Source organism: Microbulbifer agarilyticus (assembly GCF_001999945.1).
GTDB lineage: Bacteria > Pseudomonadota > Gammaproteobacteria > Pseudomonadales > Cellvibrionaceae > Microbulbifer > Microbulbifer agarilyticus_A.
The window spans coordinates 2354835-2374545 of sequence record NZ_CP019650.1; the positions used below are offsets into that span (position 1 = coordinate 2354835).

The window sequence follows — 19711 nt, forward strand, 5'->3', positions numbered from 1 at the left end:
TAATTCAAATAAAGGTGCATCGAAATGAAAGTAAGTGAGGGTCAGGCAAAATTGCAGTTTACCCTGCAGAAGATCGCCATCGCCTGGAGCTTTTGCATGGTGGTGACGAGCTTCAACCGCATCGCCATTATTGAAATGGGCTTGCCGGCTGCAATCATCTCTCTGCTCATCGGGGTTTACACGCTGTTCGGCCCCATCCAGCCAATTATCGGCCGTATGTGTGAGCGCTGGCCGATCTTCGGCTATCGCCGTACCCCATACATGCTACTGGGTACCCTGCTCGGCAGCTTTGCCTTCCCGCTGATGCCCGGCGTACTTGTCGATATGCAGGCGGGCAGCTCTCTGGCGTATTTCTACTGCCTGTTACTGTTCTGTGCCTTTGGTATCTGTATTGCCATGCAGGCAAATGTGTTCCTCGACCTGCTCAACGACGTTACCACCAAGGAAAGTCGCTCTCGCGTGGTCACCCTCACCTGGACCGTACAGGCGCTGGCCATGGCGGGATGGGCGTGGGTGTTTGGTGCACTGATGCCGGTATACAGCCTGGAGGCCATGCAGGATCTCTATAACCTGACCCCGATCGTGATGATCAGCATTACGATTCTTGGCCTGATAAAACTGGAAACCCGGCTGACGCCGGAACAGCTTCAGGAAATTAAGACCAACCCGCCAAAGCCGGTAAAACTGCTTGAGCCGATGAAGGAATCCATGGCGGTACTCGCCTACAACCGCCAGGCACTGCTCTTCTTTGTCTTTATTATCTTTTCCCTGCTCTCGGTATTCCTGCAAGACATGTTGCAGGAACTGTGGGCGGCGGACCTGTTCGGTCTTGCTGCGGGTGAGTCCACAATCTATCAGCGCTTCTACAACGGTATTCAGACTGTCGGCATGGCGGCTTGCGGTATCTTTGTCGGCGTAACGGCGAAAAAGCGCTTACAGGCAAAAAAAGCGGCTGGTCTTTCCGTCGAAAATGAAAAAACCCTGCCACTAGATTTCGGCAAGAAACTGATGCTGATTGGCGCATCACTTTCCATTATCGGATTCGGTCTGTTGGCCTGGGCAGCCTGGCTCCAGAACCTGACCCTGTTCAACGTGTTTTACTGCTACAGCGCCTTCGCACTGGGACTACTGGTATTCCCCTCCATTAGTTTTATGGCTGACATGACCGTCGAGGGCCAGGAAAGCCGCTACCTCGGATTGTGGAGCCTCGGGCAGGTAATTGGTTTGTTCCTTTCCTTTACCGTCAGTGGCTGCCTGTATTCCCTGCTGGTAGAAAGCCAAGTACTTACCGCCAATATTGCTTTCGCACTCATCTTTGTCCTGCAGGCATTGATGGTCGTCTTCAGCTATCTGGTTGTACGCAATGTCACCATCGAAGGCCTCAACGAAGCAGCAGAACAAGAACCTGATGCTCCGATTACAGCCGACTTACAACCAACTACCAAATAACACCGAATAAGTAATACCCAAAAACGGGAGAGACATAATGAACATTCAAGATTACCTGGACATTCTCCGCTGCCCTCACTGTACCGCTGAAAACAAGGGCCTCCTGTCTGAAGTGAAAAGTGATTGGCTGGGCTGCAGCGACTGTGGCCGCCAGTATCCGATGGTTGAAGGTATCCCAGTGATGCTTCCTGAAGAAGGCGACAAGTGGCAAGGCGTTGCGGCAAGCGAGCTCCCCACCATCTCGGAGCACGATCGCTTCGTTAACAGCACTGACTGAAATTCTGGCACCAAGGTGATGGAGTAGATCTACCACGATCGCTCCATTTACCGTTAAGACCGCGTAAGAAATAACAACGAATAAACAAAAACGTGACCGACAACAGTCACGTCCGGTTGAGGTATTGAGATATGTGGAAAACAGACCTGTTTCCAACGCAGCTCGTGGGCAGCTATGTAAAACCCCGCTGGCTCGCAGACCATAACAAGGTTTACCAGAAAGAAGGCACCTGGTGGAACGTAGAACAAGATCTACTTCCTGAAGCCATCGATGATGCTGTGCGTCTTGCCGTCTACGATCAGAACATGGCCGGCATGACATTCGCCACCGACGGTGAAGTACGCCGACAAACCTTTAGCGGCCACTTCTACGACCTGAAAGGTATCGACCAGGAAAACCCGGAAGAATTCACCAACTTCCACAACGATATTACCGAATATCTGAAAATGAAGCAGAAGGCCACCAATGTCGGTGCCGATCTGAAAAAAGAAGAAGCACCCAAGCAGACCCACAAGGTTTTGTTCCCCGCAGTACGGGAGAAAATCCAGTGGCCTGGGCCAATGGTTGTCAGCGACATTCCATTCCTGAAGCGCTATGCCGCAAACCGCAGCAAAATCACCGTGATTGGTCCTGTTACCCTCTCCTACCGACTGGTGGATGCAGGCGTGTACCCAGACCAGGCGGCTTTGTGCTTTGCGATTGCCGATGCGCTGAATCAGGAACTGAAGGCACTGGCTGCGGCCGGTGTGGATCTGATCCAGATCGACGAGCCGGAAGTGCACTTCCGCTACAGCCAGTGCCAGGACTTTGCCGTTGAAGCCATCAACCGCATGGTTCGCGGCGTAGACTGCCTCACCTCTGTGCACGTTTGCTACGGCTACTCGAAAAATATTGCGCTGAAAGAACCCAGCCCTATTTATCCGAAAGCGGTGTCACTGGTTGCCGAGTCCGACATTGATGCCATTCATACTGAATATGCACAACCCGGACACACGCCAGACTTCCTGCAGTCCGTTGGTAACAAGCTGGTTGCCATCGGTGTTCTCAATCTGGACCCACAGGGCCAGGTGGAGGAAGTGGAATCCATCCGCAAGATGATCATTGATGCGATGGAAGTCATCCCGAAAGAGCGCATCAGCCTGGCACCGGATTGCGGTATGTGGTTCCTCGAGCGCGACTTTGCCTTCCGCAAAATCCAATCCATGTGTCTTGCTGCAAGCTCCCTCCGAAACCAGTTTGGTTGATATTGGAGGACTTGTGGGAACCCGAAAAACCCTTGAGGAGCTGGTTCGGCAACTGCAGCTGCAACTGAACCCCGCTGTGTCAGTGGACCCGGAGAACGTAAAGAGCATCCGGGTTCACTGCTACAGAGATGCGGCTGATCCTGCAGTATTAGACAACCTAAATAATTGCTTTCAACAGCAACTCCCTATTCCTCAGCACACCCCGGAAAGCTACACCGCTTTTATTCTATCTAAACCGTCTTTCAACGATGGCGTGATTGAAACCCATGCGTTGGAATGCCTCGGTAATGACGGTCATCCTAATGGCGAGCTTTGGGTAAAATTTAAGTCGGGGGCGGCCCTAGCAGCCGCTTATGACCTTCCGCAGGAGAAGCCAGCGTTACCGCTGGAGGAGCTGCAGACTACCCTGCTTGGGGCGGTCGAATTACCCAATGTAACGCCCGCCATTCAATCCAGCGGCCCCGAGTGGCTGTGCAGCCCAATGGTGTGTGACGAAGGCTCTTGGTTGTTACCAGCCATCGAAACACCACTAGATGTTCCCGAGCGTTTCGCCGGGCACTGCTACATCAAACTCGTTACCGAAAACCACCCTGCCGGGGGATCACTGCGTACAGAATTAGAAGAGACAAATAAATGAGTAAATATGATGAGTAAGTATCATGTGTATGGACTGGGCGCAGCCCTGGTCGATACGGAAATTGAAGTATCCGATCAAGATCTGCAGACGCTCAAGCTTGAGAAAGGCCTGATGACACTGGCAGATCGCGAACAGCAACAGCAACTGCTCGGCCAGTTGGAAGACCATCTGATCGCCGCGAAGCGCGCCAGTGGTGGCTCCGCAGCAAATACCGTGATCGCCGCCAGCTATTTTGGCAGCAACACCTTTTACAGCTGTAAAGTTGCTGCGGATGACAACGGCGATTTCTATCTCAACGATCTGGAATCTGCCGGTGTCGACTATCACCGCACCCTCCAGCGGGAATCCGGCGACACCGGGAAATGCCTGGTAATGATTACCCCGGATGCGGAACGCACCATGGTGACCTACCTAGGCATCAGTGAGACGCTTTCTTCCGTAGAGCTGCACCCAGAAGCGATTGCCACTGCGGACTACCTCTACTTGGAGGGTTACCTGGTAACCTCCCCAACCGGGCGCGCTGCGGCCATCGAGGCCAGCCGAATCGCGAAAGCCAACGGCACTAAAGTCGCCATCAGCCTGTCCGACCCGGGCATCGTGCAGTACTTCCATGACGGACTGCTAGAAATGATTGGCGAAGGCGTCGACCTGCTCTTCTGTAACCAAGACGAGGCCACTGCGTTTACCAAGGCGGATTCCCTGGACGCCGCGGCTAAACAGCTCAAGCAATACGCCAACTGCTTTGCCATTACCCTGGGCGCCGAGGGCGCGCTGGTGTTTGATAGCAACGAAGCGGTAAAAGTCGCCTCCAGCCCAGTGAAGGCCGTCGACACTAACGGTGCCGGAGACATGTTCGCGGGAGCGTTTCTCTACGCCATCACCCATGGACACGATTTCACCTATGCCGCAACGCTGGCCAATCGCGCTGCGGGCACCGTGGTATCGCAGTTCGGTCCACGCCTGAAGGCTGAACAGCATCAGGAGATTTTGCAGGAGCCGGTTGCGGTCTAACGGCAAGTCGGCACAAGGGGTATTCCTGAGCGATCAGAATACCCCTCTTTTCTCTTCCTCGATTCTCTCTCTACTCTCTAAGCTATCTCCTATCCTCTCCGCTTATCTCTGTTCTACCGCACCGCTGTCCTCTTCTATCTCACCGCTGTCCTTTCTCATATTCACACAACTTCCCTACTCTTAATTCTCATGGTTTCCGTGCTGGCACCGTCGCCATTGAAAATTATTAAATCGACACAACACAAAATTGCTATAGCCGACGCACAGGAATCCCCGCAGTCGACAATTCAGAGGCTACAAATGAGAAAAACTGGGAAGGTGTGAGCAACAAGCGGGCATAAAAATGCCCGCCGAAGCGGGCAAAGTCACACTCAATAAGGCGAGAACGATTAGAAGCGGTACCCTACTGTCAGGCTGCTCATACGGCCCATACGGTTAACGATGGACGGGGCCTGATTCTGGGTCCAGATAAACGGACGGTAGGCACTGGAAGGCGTGTCATCATCCATCAGGTTTTTCACGCTGAGCTGGCCATACCAGTTGTCACCCTCAATACCGGTTACCAGGTTGGTATCCCAATGATCGTCGATCCAAAGGGTGTTCACGGTATTGATGTAACGCTTATCCTTCCATACGGCGCTCAGGTCCATATAAAACTCGGCACCGTTGGCAAAGTCACGCGAGTAGCGCACGCCCGCATTGAAGGTATTCCGGTAGTTGTTGATCATTGTCTTGCCGGACAGATCACCATCGGAAACCATCAGGTTGCTCATGACTTCACAGCCGCCACCAGCAACTGGCAAACAGAATGGGTAAGCGGTCGCATCAAGGCCCATCGCTTCGTAATCCACGTAACCGAAGGTCACACTTTGCACGCCCTTAACCACTTCCGCGTCGTTGAAGGTGTAGGCTGAGTGGAAGGCCCAGTTATCGCTGATCTGGAAGGCAGTCTCGATTTCGATACCACGAATTTCTACCGCACCCAGGTTAGTGGTGATCGCCGCAGGAATAGTGGCGCCGTTGCTGAACTGGGAGAACTGGCGAATATGCTGGTCATCCCAATCAATACGGTAAGCAGCGATATTCATGTAACCGCGGCCATCCAGAACCGTGCGCTTCGCGCCCAGCTCAAAGGTAAGGTTGGTTTCCGGATCGTAGAGCATTTCGGACTCTACCGGAGTACCACCATTGATGCCGCCGGACTTGGTACCCCTGGCGATATTCAGGTAGAAGTTGGTGTATTCATCGTAGGTGTAGGTGGCGATCAGACGCGGAGACACCCAATCCCAATCACCCTGAACCTGGCCCTGGGCACCGGTGAAGTGCAGAACATTGTCCGCAACCTTGTCTTCACGGGTATAACGCGCTTCCACACCCACATTCAGCTTGTCGGTCACGTCATACGCAACAGCCGCAAATGCTGAGGTAACTTCAGTGCTGTGGTTGGTCTGGGTAATCTTGGTTGCGTTGCCGTTTTCATCCACCGCCAGGATAGAAGACGCAATAGACGCGGAGTTAATCTCATCGCCGAACGGGCTGCCGCTTGCCGCAAGTGCGCTGGAGGTCAGCCACTGATCAAGCTCCACTTCTGAATACAGCAAGCCTGCGCTCCACTGCAGTGGGCCAGCATCGTTGGACTGAATACGGAACTCCTGGCTGAACGCGGTGCGGTCATCATTGGGCTGACCACCGTAGTTGTAGGCGTTCACATTCAGCAGATAGGCGTTGGTGCCACCAAGGTTCACGGTCGCCACATAGTTCGGCATCATCTCAGTGGGCGTAACGGGCCCAAAACCGGTGTCCACAGCGATTACCGGAGCAAACACCATGGTAGGCGCCATATAAGCGTTGGCATAGCCTTGCAGGGAACGAGTTACGGTGTCCGATGCAGCGGTGATGGAAGTCAGGGTAACGTCCGCAATATCCCAATTCACGCGCAGGCTATACAAATCGGATTCGTTGGTAACACCGAATGCATTGCCCGCGAAACCGTCCGGGTCTGCCGCCTTGGCTTCACCATAGTAAGCGCTGGGAGCACCAGTTACCGCTGCCATGCCCGCCGGGGTCAGTGCATTGATTCCCGGGGTATAGTGCACACCCGGAATCAGGAAAGGCGCACCACCGGTAACCATGGTATTGATCTCAGCGGCGTGCTCAGCGTTGGGGGTTACTTCGTAGCCCGCGTTGTGATGCTCGTGCACATCCACATGCGCCACAGAGAGATCAAGTTCGAGGGTGTCGGTCGGGGTAAACAACACTCGCAGGCGCTGCGCTTCATTGTCGATACCACCCAAATAGGTATCACCCTGCTTGAAGGTAGAACCGGACTCGGAGTCCACTAGGTCCAGGCTGACCGCCAGCTTGTCGCCAATGGCGCTTGCGATACGGGCCTCGACGCCGGACTGGCCTTCCGCACCAGTAGTGGCTTCGATCTTGGCCTCAAATTCTTCGGTAGGCTTGGTGGTGATGTAATTCATGGCGCCGGAAAAGGCGTTGCGACCATAGATCGCAGACTGGGGGCCGCGCACCACTTCCACGCGTTCCAGACCCATCATCGGCATGAACGTAGAAGCACGGCCAGAAACGTAGACACCGTCCACAAACATAGCCACATTGGTGTCGTCGCCGATCAGACCCGGCTGGCTCATGCCCCGAATAGTAATGGCGCCGGTGGCCATGGTGCCCGAGGAGTCATAAACAAGACCCGGTGAACTGCGCACCACATCGCGCAAGTCCTGCATGGCAGAGCGCTCAATGTCTTTCTCTGAGAAGGCATTGATGGCCACAGGAATTTCCTGAAGGCTCTCAGTCCGGTTACGGGCGGTAACCGTGACCTCTTCTAATACTGGCTGTCCTCGATTGATGTCACCGTCTTGTTTGACCGCTTCATCAGAAGCCGCCATAGCGGTTGATGCGAGGCTTCCGGCCACTACCGCAATGTAGAGCGGCTGCTGCTTGAATTTGGACATTAGTCCCTCCGAGGCTCAATTATCTTTTTATTAATGCCTGAGTGGTCTGCAACAACTTCAAGGGTAAATGCATGGACTGGAATAATCCAAAGTCCCTTTGCTGACGTAACCCGTATATGGCTTTTTGTTTACATCGAGAACACAGTAACAAGCAGCAAATGTACTATCAATATAACATTTGCGCTGAACTCACGGATAAATTGAGAAAAGTCAATTTTCAAAGATGTCCAATATCTGGCGTCTCCTCCTCCTGCGGATTCCGCCCAAACAACGGGCGCAACCTGCCCCAAAATTAGCCCTATAGCACCAAAATGGGCACTCTTCCTCGCCGAAGATGGCGGCCAAATAAACCAACCTATAAAACTAAACCCCCGCCACGACAATCGCAACGGGGGTTTGGCTACTAGAGAGCAAATGTCGCCTTAGTATTTGTAGCTGTCAGGCTTGTAAGGTCCCTCAACGTCCACATTGATGTACTCGGCTTGCGTATTGGTCAAGCGGGTGACCACACCGCCAAAGCCTTCCACCATGTCTTTTGCCACCTCTTCATCCAGTTTCTTGGGCAGCACCTTCACGTACAGCTGAGCAGTCTTCTCCGCTTGCGGAAGATCCGCAAACTTGCGCTCCCACAGGTAGATTTGGGCCAGAACCTGGTTAGCAAAGGACCCATCCATAATGCGTGAAGGGTGGCCAGTCGCATTGCCGAGGTTTACCAGACGTCCTTCGGACAGCAGAATCAGGTGATCATTATTTGTGCGATCGCGATAGATTTTGTGCACCTGCGGTTTTACCTCTTCCCACTCGTAGTGCTCGCGCATGAAAGCAGTGTCGATCTCATTGTCGAAGTGACCGATGTTACAAACCACAGCACCATTTTTCAGAGTCTGCAGCATGGCTGCGTCGCACACATTGACGTTGCCGGTAGTGGTAACCAGCAGGTCTGTGGTGCCGAGAACCGCGGTATCAATGTCGGCGATTTCGCCGGTGTTCACGCCATCTTTGTAGGCGGATACCACCTCAAAGCCATCCATGCAGGCCTGCATCGCGCAGATCGGGTCGATCTCGGTCACCTTTACGATCATGCCCTCTTGGCGCAGGGACGCGGCAGATCCTTTACCCACATCACCGTAGCCAATAACCAGCGCTTTCTTGCCGGACAGCAGGTGATCGGTACCGCGCTTGATCGCGTCGTTCAGGGAGTGACGACACCCATACTTGTTGTCGTTTTTGGACTTGGTTACCGCATCGTTCACATTGATAGCCGGTACCTTCAGCTCGCCTTTGTCCAGCATCTCAACCAGACGGTGAACCCCAGTGGTGGTCTCTTCACTGATACCGTGGATGCGATCCAGCAGCGCCGGGTACTTTTCATGGCACAGCTGAGTCAGGTCGCCACCATCATCCAGAATCATGTTTGCGCCCCAAACATCACCGCCATCTTTTTCGGCCAGTACGGTTTGCTCGATGCACCACCAGAATTCGTCTTCGGTTTCGCCTTTCCAGGCAAATACCGGAATACCGGCCGCAGCAATCGCCGCGGCAGCGTGATCCTGAGTAGAGAAGATATTGCAGGAAGACCAGCGCACTTCTGCCCCAAGCTCTACCAGGGTTTCAATTAGTACCGCAGTCTGGATGGTCATGTGGATACAACCCATGATCTTGGCGCCTGCCAGCGGCTGCGACTGCTTGTACTTGCGGCGCAACGCCATCAGTGCGGGCATCTCCCCTTCTGCGATCGCAATTTCCTTGCGTCCCCACTCCGCCAGGTTGATATCGGCAACTTTGTAGTCTGTAAAATTTGTCATTTGTATTTCCGCATTCGCTGGCCGGTAAAGGTAAATCGCATACCTCATCCAACCGGCTTGAATAGTATTTTGAGAGATTAAAACCCCGGCACGCGTCGTGCCGGGGAAACTCAGTTATTCGGCCACCGCACGCTGCAGGGCTTCTACCTTGTCGGTCTTTTCCCAGCTGAAAGCGGTAAAGGTTGCTGATTTTTCCTCACCACCCTCTTTCCAGGTGTAAGTGTGCTCAAACGGCTCGCGACCAAAGTGGCCGTAAGAAGCCGTCAGCTGATACATCGGATGCTGCAGGTCCAGCACGCGGGTAATCGCATATGGACGCAGGTCGAACACATCGCGAATCGCCTGAATCAGTTGCGCATCAGAAACTTTGCCGGTGCCAAATGTGTTAACCGATACTGAAGTGGGCTCGGCAACACCAATCGCATAAGAAACCTGCACTTCACACCGATCGGCGAGGCCGGCAGCAACAACGTTCTTCGCAACGTAACGGCCAGCATAGGCAGCAGAACGGTCTACTTTTGATGGGTCTTTGCCTGAGAAGGCGCCGCCGCCGTGACGAGCCATACCACCGTAGGTGTCTACAATAATTTTACGGCCGGTAACGCCGGCATCACCTACCGGACCACCAATCACAAAATTACCGGTTGGGTTGATGTGGTACTGGGTACCTTTATGCAGAAGCTCGCTCGGCAGTACCTCAAGGATGATGTTCTCCATCACCGCAGCCTTGAGTTCTTCTTGAGAAATGTCTGGCGAATGTTGAGTCGACAGTACGACCGCATCAATCGCTTCCGGTTTGCCGTCTTCGCCATAGCGGAAAGTCACCTGACTTTTCGCATCAGGGCGCAACCACGGCAGGATGTTTTTCTTTCTCAGGTAAGACTGACGCTCCACCAGACGGTGCGAGTAATACACTGGTGCAGGCATCAGGGTCGGGGTTTCGTTAGTGGCATAACCAAACATCAAACCTTGGTCGCCAGCACCCTGATCTTCCGGCTTCGCACGGTCAACGCCCTGGTTGATATCGACGGACTGTTTGCCAATGGCATTGATCACTGCACAGGTTGAACCGTCATAGCCCACATCGGAGCTGTTGTAGCCGATGCCCGTAATCACATCCCGCACCACGTCTTCCAGGTCGACATAGCAGCTGGTGGTCACCTCACCTACCAACATGGCAAGTCCGGTTTTCACTACGGATTCAACCGCCACGCGGGCGTCCGGATCCCGCGCAATAATTGCATCCAGTACGGCATCGGAAATTTGATCGGCCATTTTGTCCGGGTGACCCTCGGAAACAGACTCCGAGGTAAAAACGGAATATTCAGACATAGGTGCATCTACCTTATTAATTGCTTTAATGCGGGCGCCGACAACCAGCGGTGAAGACGCCATACACCCAGTCTACCCACACAGATCTACATCAAAATATTTTGATATAGCTATTTTTGATAAATCGCAATTTCCCTCCATATCTCACACGTGGGGGCATGTAATCGGCGTGGAAACCTGAGATATTCACTTCGTCCAATACCAATAAAACCAACGCATCGTAGGCCCTGCATGGATATTTCCGTCGCCCTGTACACCCTGGTAATTTACAAAGTACTGCTGCTATTGATCGGTTTTTGGTCGCAGCGGCGCACCAGCAATACCAAGGACTATTTCCTCGGCGGGCGCAATCTTGGGCCGGTTGTTGCCGCCATCAGTTACGGCGCGAGCAGCGCTTCGGCGTGGACATTACTCGGGATGAGTGGCGTGGCCTTTGTACTCGGCGTATCCGCGATCTGGATCGCCGCTGGTGCGGTGTTGGGGTGCATCTTTTCCTGGATATGGATCGCACCCCGTTTAATGCGCTACACCCGCGACAAGGACCAGATCACCCTCACAAGCTTCCTTGCCGAAGATCAACGCGAGCAAAAATCGGATGCGCATCAGGGCGTACGACTGGTCGCTTCCATCGTAATTTTGCTGTCGTTCGTGGTTTACATCGCCGCGCAATTCCAAGGGGCTGCCACCACATTCTCTTCTGCTTTCGACATGCCGTTGATCGAAAGTTTGGTACTGGGCGCTGCGATCATCACCATTTATACCTACCTTGGTGGCTTCTGGGCGGCCAGTATCACCGACACCGTACAAGGCGGACTGATGCTCTTTGCGGCGGTATTACTACCCACCGTTGCATTTATGCATATCGGCGACTGGGAGGCGATCCGTGAATCTACCCTGTTTACCCGCGAAGCATGGTCACTGACAGGAAAGAATGTCGGGCTTTCAGCGCTAGGGTTCATCGCCGGTAGCCTGGCAATCGGCATCGGCACCTTGGGCCAGCCTCACCTCCTTCACCGCTTTATGGCATTGCGAGATGCGCAAGCACTTAAGCAGGCGCGGGTGATATCAATCGGGTGGTTTTCTATCGTATTTCTGAGCATGTTCAGCCTGGGCCTTATGGGCAAGATCCTGTTGCCCGACCTGCAAGACCCGGAAACACTATTCTTCGAGCTATCCTCTCTGCTACTGAATCCGTTGGTCGCCGCGGTGCTACTCGCCGCAGTGCTGTCCGCCATTATGTCTACTGCCGATAGCATGCTACTCGTAGTAGCCTCAACAATTTCTTACGACCTGCGATTACAACGGCTTATGCCACAGCGCGCGTTACTGGTATCACGCCTGTCGATGCTGGCGGTCACCGTCGCCGCCGTACTGATCGCGCTCTTGTTGCCTGCGACGATTTTTGAACGCGTGCTATTCGCTTGGATCGCAATCGGCTCCGCATTTGGCCCAACCATATTAGCCCGACTGGCGGGTATGCAGCTCGCGCCTACCAGCGTAATGCGCTCTATTGCCACCGGTTTCACACTCGCCGTGGTTCTCTCACTTTTCCCGAACACAACAGGCGATTGGGCGGAGCGTGTGCTTCCGTTTACCGCGGCCACACTGGTGCTTCTATTCCCTTTTTTCGCTATGGGGTTGTCCGCCCGCGTTAACCGTAAAGAAGCGATTGAATAACGCGCTAATGGGTAGCAAGTGCCCTGAAGACACCCCCCTATTTCTGGTTCAACGCGGTCTAGCCGCTATCACAAGCACAAAAAAAGCCGCGCAAGTGCGCGGCTCTTTTGTGCTCCGACGTTTTTGGTCTAGCTTTTTGCTCTGACTGTATCGTCCAAGCTTGGGCGACGCGAATTGTCGCCCGTTCTTATCAGACCGATTCCGTTGATGCAGGCTCTTCTGCCGGCGCAGCCACAGCGCGTCGGGTCGGCGCAATCAGCGGCACCGTATCCAAAGCCCACTTGAAGTGTGGGTTCAGGCGACGGGCCGGTGAAGGAATGGTAAACACCTTTTCTCCTTCGTATGGCTTCATCGCCTTGGTATCAATCTTCCAACCTTTCTCTTCAATATGCTTGCGGCGAATCATTCGCCAGGCGCCCATAAACTTGTCCTGCTCCACCGAGACTTCGTTCTCCAGAGACTCTGGCAGGTAGTTGGGAGAAAGCTGCGAAACAATATCGCCATCTTCACCAAAGACGCGCTTGGTACGCTTTTTCGCACCACCATCGAAGATAGGCCACTTGAAGAAGTTACGCACCTGCACCGCGAATGAACGTGTAGTGTTTTCATCGATCGGCGTGTTCGCATCAAAGATGATCATCTCCATCCAGGAGTTCACCTTGATATGCAAACGCACACAGTGCCCGGGCAAGTAAAATGCCGGGGTTACATAGGTCGCTGCTTTATCCGCACGGAAAAGCTTGTTCAGGCCGAAGTTGCCTTCCAGTTGCGGCGGGTAAAGCACATTGTCGGAGGAGCCCCAATACTCACCGCGGTTGACCTTGAGAATTTCATTCTTCTCGGCCATTTCCGGGTAACCAAATCCAGGGTGTACAAATGCGGTATGGGCAATATCGATACCGTTCTCTACTACCCGATCAACGGAGCCTTCCCAGTTGTACTCTACTTCGACCGGACGCCAGTTTTTCTTGTCATCATACTCAGGGAAGTCTGGGATCGGATAGCGCTCTTCTTCTGGAAGATCACCGAGGAACACCCAAATCATTCCGTAACGCTCTTCCGTGGGATAAGCGTCGATACGCGCACGCTCCGGGATCGCAGAGTCTTCGCCACGGGAAGGAATGAATTGCACCTTACCTTCAGCATCAAACTCCCAGCCGTGGTACGGGCAGGCAACACAATCACGTTTGGTGGTCCACCCCTTCGACAGTGAACCCCCGCGGTGGATACAAACATCGCTGAGGCAATTTACCTTGCCGGATTTGTCCCGAAAAAGAACAAAGTTCTGGCCAAGCATTTTTGCTCGAACAGGTTTGTCTTTTACGGTTTTGGACCACTCCGCCACGTACCAAAGGTTCGTCAACATGATTAGCACCTCAGTGTGTTATTGATCTCGACATTTTTACGTAATGCTGATCGTCAAAGATCACTTATTTTTCTGATAAAGGTTACGTTTTGTCACGTATTTTCGTGTCAGGCTTCCAGACCTGTATTAAGTAAACTTCCATTGTGCTCACCCAGTTCAGGCAATCGCGTGTTTACTTGTGCTGGCTCATCGAGAAACTTGATTGGCACCCCAAGGTGCCGGTTTCCCTGCTCGTCTTCAAAAACCATTTCACGGCTTTTTAAGTGCTGCTCGTCCAGTGCTTCATGCAATTGACGTACCGGCGACCAGCAAACATCCAGGCCATCAAACCAGGCCTCCCATTCGGCCATGGTGCGACGGGAAAACTCAGCCTGCAGGAAAGCGATCACCTCACTCTGCTCACCGGGGGCACGCTTGCAGATTTCTGCGAGTTCAGGACGTCCTAATTTAGCAAACAGGTTTTCCGCAAATTTCACTTCGCTGCCGCCCAGTGTCAAATAGCAGTCATCACTGGTGCGATAAATTCGATACATGGCATTCCCGCCCCAGGAACGCTCATCTTTGACCACCGGAGAGCGGCCTTCGGCAAAGACAGGCCCCACTGCATTCGGCAGCCATGCGATCAGGCTGTCCTGCATGGAGATATCCAAATAGTCGCCTTTACCGGTCTCGCTACGGCGCAGCAATGCCATCAGTATGCCCGATAACGCCATTAATGACCCGGCAATATCGGCCACAGGCATCGCAGGAGAACACGGCTCACCATTGCTCCCCTCATTGAGGAATACCGTTCCGGATTCGGCCTGGATACTGAGATCATGCGCAGGCTTTAAGCGTTTTTCTCCAGTCTGGCCAAATGCAGAAATGGAGCAATAGACCAGCCGCGGATTGCGTGCGATGAGGGTCTCGTAGTCCAGCCCCAAACGGGCCATGGCACCAGGACGGAATCCCTCGACAAACACATCCGCGCTATCGATAAGCGCAAGAAGTTGCGCCTTCTGCTCCGGGTCTTTCAGGTTCAGGCAGAGGCTCTTCTTACCGCGATGGGTATTTCTGAACCAAACTGATTCGCCATTTTTGCGCAGCCCAATGTTTCGGGTTGGTTCGCCACTCAATGGCTCGACCTTGATCACTTCAGCACCGTGATCCGCCATCATCATGGTGAGGTGTGGCCCCGGTAGGAAGAGAGAAAGGTCGACGACGCGGATACCTTGTAACTTCATTGAAAGACTATCTCTTGTCAGTGCCGATTCGCGCCCTACTCAGATGACTCGATCCGCAACCAAACGCGTAACGTCTTCCGCCGAATACCCGAGTCCATCGAGGAGTTCATGGGTGTCTGCGCCAAGCGGCGAGCAACCGGTTCCCGAGGGCCTGTTTCCGTCAAATTTTAACGGGCTTGCCAGCACTCTGAATTGACTATTATCAACATGTCCCACCGGCTGCAGCATCTGGGTTTGCGCCAACCAAGGGTTATCCATGGCCTGGGCAAAGGTATTTACCGGTGCAATCGGTAACTTGCCGGCAAAAAGATCCAACCAATGGGCACTCGGTTGTCTGGCAAACTCGGCGTCGAGTATTTCCGATAGTGCTTCACGGTACTGCCTGCGATCGGCCGCTGAGCTAAAGCGGAGGTCCGCCAGCAGATCTTTTCTGTCCAGGCCTTCCGCCAGGATCTGCCAAAACTTCTCTGTCATGGCCATGACGAAAACCCAGCCATCGGCACTGCGATAAATCTGGCAAGGTACCGTAGATGGATGGCCGGAGCGCGCGACACGCTCCGTCTCATGGCCTCGGTTCAAATACCAGGTAGCGGGGTATGTGAGCTGGGTAACCGCAACATCAAACAGGTTGACGTCCACATCGCGCCCTTTGCCCCCACGCAAGGTACCCACCAAGGCACCCAACACCGCCATCGCCAGTGTTACACCGCTCATGAAATCGACCATCGACAGACCAAAGCGCGCAGGTGGCGTTCCCGGCTCACCGGTAAGGTCCATAAAACCGGCTTCCGCCTGCATCAGATAGTCGTAGCCCGGCCAGCTGGCGCGGTCATTATCTCGGCCATATGCCGATAAATGGCCACAAATAATTTCCGGCTTAATCGCGCTCAGATGAGCGTAATCCAACCCGAGCTTCGCGGGCTGATCCCCGCGGAGGTTGTTCATTACTACATCGGCACTGCGTACGAGGCGCTCGAAGATTTCACGCCCCTGTGGGCTTTTCAGGTCCAGTGTCAGGCTCTTTTTACTGCGATTGAAGGTCTGAAAGAAGTCGCTGTCGTTGTCACCCAGAAAATACGGACCGGACTTGCGCGCGATATCGCCACCGGTCGCGGGGTTTTCAATCTTGATGACTTCAGCCCCCATGTCCGCCAACTGCATTGAGCCGAACGGGCCGGCCCCGTACTGCTCAACAGCAATGACACGGATACCAGCCAGGGGTTTTGTCGCTTCCATCAGATGGCCTCACGCGCCGCCAGTTGCTTGGCAATAATGATGCGCTGCATTTCGTTGGTACCCTCGCCCACACACATCAGCATGGCATCCCGGTAATAGCGCTCTATCTCGTACTCGGTAGAGAAGCCGTAGCCGCCGAAAATCCGCATCGCTTCCTGAGAACAGAAAACACCCGCTTCACTGGCAAAATACTTGGCCATACCTGCTTCCAGGTCGCAGCGCTGGCCGCTGTCATACATACGCGCTGCCTGATCCACCAGCAGCTTGGCCGCCTCAACCTTGGCCGCCATTTCGCCGAGCTTAAGCTGAATAGCCTGATGCTTGATGATTGGCTTGCCGAAGGTTTCGCGCTCCTGGGCGTAGCGCAGTGCCAGCTTCAGCGCGCCCTGTGCAATACCAGCTCCGCGGGCGGCAACGTTAATGCGCCCGAGTTCAAGACCGCCCACGGCAATGTGGAATCCGCGACCTTCCTCACCTCCCACCAGCTGATCGATGGAAACACGAAAATCTTCGAACACGACCTCGGCGGTATCAATCGCGCGATAACAGGTCTTCTTGATTTTGTTGATGGTAATGCCCGGCAGCAGATTACCTTCATCATCCTTGGTGCGGATGATCAGCATGGACATGCCCCGGTGACGTGGCTCGGCATCGGGATCGGTTTTTACCAGCAATGCAAGGCAGTTACCGTTAAGTGCATTGGTGATCCACATTTTGCTGCCGTTCACCACATACTCGTCACCATCGCGACGCGCTACACAGCGAATGGACTGCAAGTCCGTACCTGCATTCGGTTCAGTGAGCGCAATACCACCGCGCAGCGTACCCTCGGCCATCAGCGGCAAATACTGCTGTTTCTGCTCCTCGGTACCGAAGCGCTCAATCGCAGCGGCCATGATGAGATGTGAATTAAAGATACCGCCGGGTGCCATCCACGCAGCAGAAATCTTTTGAACGATGCGGGCGTAGGTCGATGCCGACAACGACAGTCCGCCGAACTCTTCACCAATGGTGGCACCGAACAGACCGAGCTCCTTCATGGTCTCTACCAATTCGTGCGGATACTCATCGGCCAGGTCTTTTTCCCGTGCAATGGGTGCGACATCATTGGCAACAAATTTATCAATGGTATCGAGGATCGCGGCCTCGTCTTCTGCACTCCAGCTCATCGCCGTCTCCTGAAACTATTCGCACTCAGTAATTTACTTTGTCTTCCATTTCCGCACCGCGCTTCCATACCAGCACCTTACGGACAAAAGAACACACCTCGGTTCCGTCTTGATTGAAACCACGGGTTCGCACGGTAACAATGCCCTGGGTTGGGCGAGACTTGGATGCGCGCTTTTCCAATACTTCCGATTCAGCGTAAAGTGTGTCGCCAACAAACAGTGGCGCAGACATGCGGATATCGTCCCAACCGAGATTAGCAATGGCTTTTTGGCTGATGTCGGTCACGCTCATGCCCACCATCAGGGCCACGGTAAACGGACTACAGACGAGCGGCTTGCCAAACTCTGTACCTGCGGCGTATTCCTTATCGAAATGCGCAGGGTGGGTATTCATGGTCAGCAGCGTAAACCAAGTGTTATCAGTTTCGGTGATGGTGCGACCTGGGCGGTGTTCATAGGTATCACCCACGGTAAAGTCGTCAAAGAAACGTCCAAACGTTTCCCGGTACCGATTTTCACCGACCTGTTTTACTTCTCCAGCCATAGTAATTTTCCTACTGCGATTCAGACTAATTCTTTATCCGCGTCTGATCGGGCGATCAAACGACGAGCACTATCCACGATGGGCTGATCAACCATGCGGCCATCGACAACGACAGCGCCACCGTTCGCCTGTTCAAAGGCATCCAGCATTTTTCGAGCAGTTGCAAGCGCTTCCTCAGAAGGCGCAAAAGCCCGATGAATGGGAGCAACTTGTGCGGGATGAATTGCGGCTTTCGCGGAGAATCCCAATGCGGAAACCCGGCGGGTTTCCTGCTCCAAACCCTCAGCATCCTGCACACTTAAATACGGGACATCGATAACTGGTAAACCGTGCAAGGCCGCAGTCACTACAATCTGTGAACGCGCCCACAGCAATGGTTCCCACGAAAACTCGGCACCTATTTGCGCGGCGAAGTCGGCGCCGCCAAACATAACTGCGTCCAAGTTGGGATCCTGGCAAATCGCATCCAGCGACAACAGGCCGGAGGCGCTTTCTATCAATGCGATCCAACGCACCTTGCCACCAAGCACTCTGTTGGCTTGGGGGATATCATTCTGTGATTCCGTCTTCGCCAGCATTAAGCGCGCAGGCAGTGTGCCCTGAGACAGGGCAGCCAGATCGTTCCTGCCCGCCTCTGTCGCCACGGCATTAATACGTATGCACAGTCGTGCCAAACGCGCTGCGTCACAGCTGGCCAAAAATGCGCACACCGCTGTGCGCGCATCTGCCTTGTTTGCGGCCGGTACGGCATCTTCGAGATCGATACACACAACATCCGCAGAACTAGCGAGGGCCTTTTCAAATCTTTCCGGGCGATTGCCCGGTACGAACAGCAGGCTGCGAACATCAAACATTAGAAACGCTCCCAGCCGCGCAAAGGCTCGCGAATTTGATTGGCAGGCACCTGTGCAGCAAACGTATCGGCAATATCCGCCCGGGTCGCAAACCAGACGCCATCTTGGGCACGGGCGTACTTCAGGAATTCATCGAGTGCGCCGATACGCCCTGGCCGCCCGATAATGCGTAAATGCAGTCCCAGCGACATCATGCGCGTTTGCTCTGCACCCTCCTGTAACAGGGTATCCAGTGTGCGGCAGGCATAGTCCAGCCAGGCATCCGGGGTAAGTGACGGAGCCGTCCAGAATTTCATGTCGTTGGAATCAATGGCATAGGGCAATACCAACATCGGGTCGTCAGTGCCTTGCACCGGCGCCCAGAAAGGCGCGTCGGCACTGTAGTCGTCCATGTGGTAATCGAAGCCCTCTTCCTGCAGCAAGCGACGGGTGTTGTCTGTGTGCAGGTAGCGGCTCAGCCAACCGCGGGGGCGCTGTCCGGTAGTCTCGGAGATGGAGGTAATGGCATTGCGGATAAAGGCTCTCTCCTCATCCTCGTCCATGGCAAACTGATGCTGCCAGCGATAACCGTGGCTACAGACTTCGTGCGCGCCTTCGCGAATACACTGGGCAATCTGTGGCGCCCGCTCAAGGGCCACCGCCGCCGCACAAAAAGTTGCCGGTACCTGGTAGCGCTCCAGCAATGCCTGTATGCGCGGCCAACCCTCGCGGATGCCGTATTCGTAGTTGCTTTCATTGGCATGGGCACGAATGGGCTTGCGCGGGGCAACCCCCAGCTCGTCCACGGGCTCCGGGCCCCGGTCCCCATCGAGCAGCGTGCTCTCTGAACCTTCCTCAACGTTAACGACAATCGACAGTGCCAACCGTGCACTGTCCGGCCAGGCTACTTGCTTGCTCATACCCAATAATCTCTCACAA

The 19711-nt window shown here is 54.1% G+C and carries 16 protein-coding genes; 6 read left to right on the plus strand and 10 right to left on the minus strand.

Features of this window, described 5'->3' with window-relative positions:
• Positions 1-24: 24 nt before the first annotated feature.
• From Mag101_RS09620 to Mag101_RS09640, 5 genes are all read left to right on the plus strand, one after another.
• Positions 25-1449 carry a BCD family MFS transporter gene (locus tag Mag101_RS09620; protein WP_077404052.1) on the plus strand — a complete coding sequence of 475 codons (1425 nt, stop codon included), beginning with the start codon at positions 25-27 and terminating at the stop codon, positions 1447-1449.
• 37 nt (positions 1450-1486) lie between these two features.
• Positions 1487-1726 carry a Trm112 family protein gene (locus tag Mag101_RS09625; RefSeq protein WP_077404055.1) on the plus strand — a complete coding sequence of 80 codons (240 nt, stop codon included), beginning with the start codon at positions 1487-1489 and terminating at the stop codon, positions 1724-1726.
• 131 nt (positions 1727-1857) lie between these two features.
• On the plus strand, positions 1858-2970 hold the full coding sequence (locus Mag101_RS09630; protein ID WP_077404058.1) for a cobalamin-independent methionine synthase II family protein: 1113 nt from the start codon (positions 1858-1860) through the stop codon (positions 2968-2970).
• 13 nt (positions 2971-2983) lie between these two features.
• Positions 2984-3607: a hypothetical protein gene (locus tag Mag101_RS09635; RefSeq protein ID WP_077404061.1), complete on the plus strand. Its 624-nt coding sequence runs from the start codon at positions 2984-2986 to the stop codon at positions 3605-3607.
• A 9-nt stretch (positions 3608-3616) separates the two neighbouring features.
• Positions 3617-4618, plus strand: coding sequence for an adenosine kinase (locus Mag101_RS09640; RefSeq protein ID WP_077408201.1), 1002 nt, complete (start codon positions 3617-3619; stop codon positions 4616-4618).
• A gap of 389 nt (positions 4619-5007) precedes the next feature.
• Here the strand turns inward: Mag101_RS09640 and Mag101_RS09645 are convergent, their stop codons facing one another.
• The 3 genes from Mag101_RS09645 to metK all read right to left on the minus strand — a co-directional run bounded on the left by Mag101_RS09645 (position 5008) and on the right by metK (position 10724).
• Positions 5008-7587, minus strand: a complete 2580-nt coding sequence (locus tag Mag101_RS09645; protein WP_077404064.1) for a TonB-dependent receptor — start codon at positions 7585-7587, stop codon at positions 5008-5010.
• 422 nt (positions 7588-8009) lie between these two features.
• Positions 8010-9392: an adenosylhomocysteinase gene (gene ahcY, locus Mag101_RS09650; RefSeq protein WP_077404067.1), complete on the minus strand. Its 1383-nt coding sequence runs from the start codon at positions 9390-9392 to the stop codon at positions 8010-8012.
• 114 nt (positions 9393-9506) lie between these two features.
• Positions 9507-10724 (minus strand): methionine adenosyltransferase, encoded by a 1218-nt coding sequence (gene metK, locus Mag101_RS09655; protein WP_077408203.1) that lies wholly within the window; start codon positions 10722-10724, stop codon positions 9507-9509.
• A gap of 231 nt (positions 10725-10955) precedes the next feature.
• Here metK and Mag101_RS09660 point away from each other — a divergent pair, with 231 nt between their 5' ends.
• The gene (locus Mag101_RS09660; protein WP_077404070.1) at positions 10956-12401 is read left to right on the plus strand and encodes a sodium/proline symporter; all 1446 of its coding nucleotides are present in this window, start codon (positions 10956-10958) and stop codon (positions 12399-12401) included.
• A 190-nt stretch (positions 12402-12591) separates the two neighbouring features.
• Here Mag101_RS09660 and Mag101_RS09665 read toward each other — a convergent pair whose 3' ends face one another.
• The 7 genes from Mag101_RS09665 to Mag101_RS09695 all read right to left on the minus strand — a co-directional run bounded on the left by Mag101_RS09665 (position 12592) and on the right by Mag101_RS09695 (position 19692).
• Positions 12592-13767 (minus strand): aromatic ring-hydroxylating oxygenase subunit alpha, encoded by a 1176-nt coding sequence (locus Mag101_RS09665; RefSeq protein WP_077404073.1) that lies wholly within the window; start codon positions 13765-13767, stop codon positions 12592-12594.
• Positions 13768-13874: 107 nt separating this feature from the next.
• Positions 13875-14990: a CaiB/BaiF CoA transferase family protein gene (locus Mag101_RS09670; RefSeq protein WP_077404076.1), complete on the minus strand. Its 1116-nt coding sequence runs from the start codon at positions 14988-14990 to the stop codon at positions 13875-13877.
• 39 nt (positions 14991-15029) lie between these two features.
• On the minus strand, positions 15030-16226 hold the full coding sequence (locus Mag101_RS09675; RefSeq protein ID WP_077404080.1) for a CaiB/BaiF CoA transferase family protein: 1197 nt from the start codon (positions 16224-16226) through the stop codon (positions 15030-15032).
• The gene (locus Mag101_RS09680) at positions 16226-17395 is read right to left on the minus strand and encodes an acyl-CoA dehydrogenase family protein (protein WP_077404083.1); all 1170 of its coding nucleotides are present in this window, start codon (positions 17393-17395) and stop codon (positions 16226-16228) included. The genes Mag101_RS09675 and Mag101_RS09680 overlap by 1 nt, the downstream gene beginning before the upstream one ends.
• Positions 17396-17420: 25 nt before the next feature.
• Positions 17421-17939, minus strand: coding sequence for a MaoC family dehydratase (locus Mag101_RS09685; protein ID WP_010130715.1), 519 nt, complete (start codon positions 17937-17939; stop codon positions 17421-17423).
• A gap of 20 nt (positions 17940-17959) precedes the next feature.
• The gene (locus tag Mag101_RS09690) at positions 17960-18793 is read right to left on the minus strand and encodes an HpcH/HpaI aldolase/citrate lyase family protein (RefSeq protein WP_077404086.1); all 834 of its coding nucleotides are present in this window, start codon (positions 18791-18793) and stop codon (positions 17960-17962) included.
• Positions 18793-19692, minus strand: coding sequence for a polysaccharide deacetylase family protein (locus tag Mag101_RS09695; protein WP_077404090.1), 900 nt, complete (start codon positions 19690-19692; stop codon positions 18793-18795). Before Mag101_RS09695 ends, Mag101_RS09690 begins: the two co-directional genes overlap by 1 nt.
• Positions 19693-19711 lie beyond the last annotated feature (19 nt).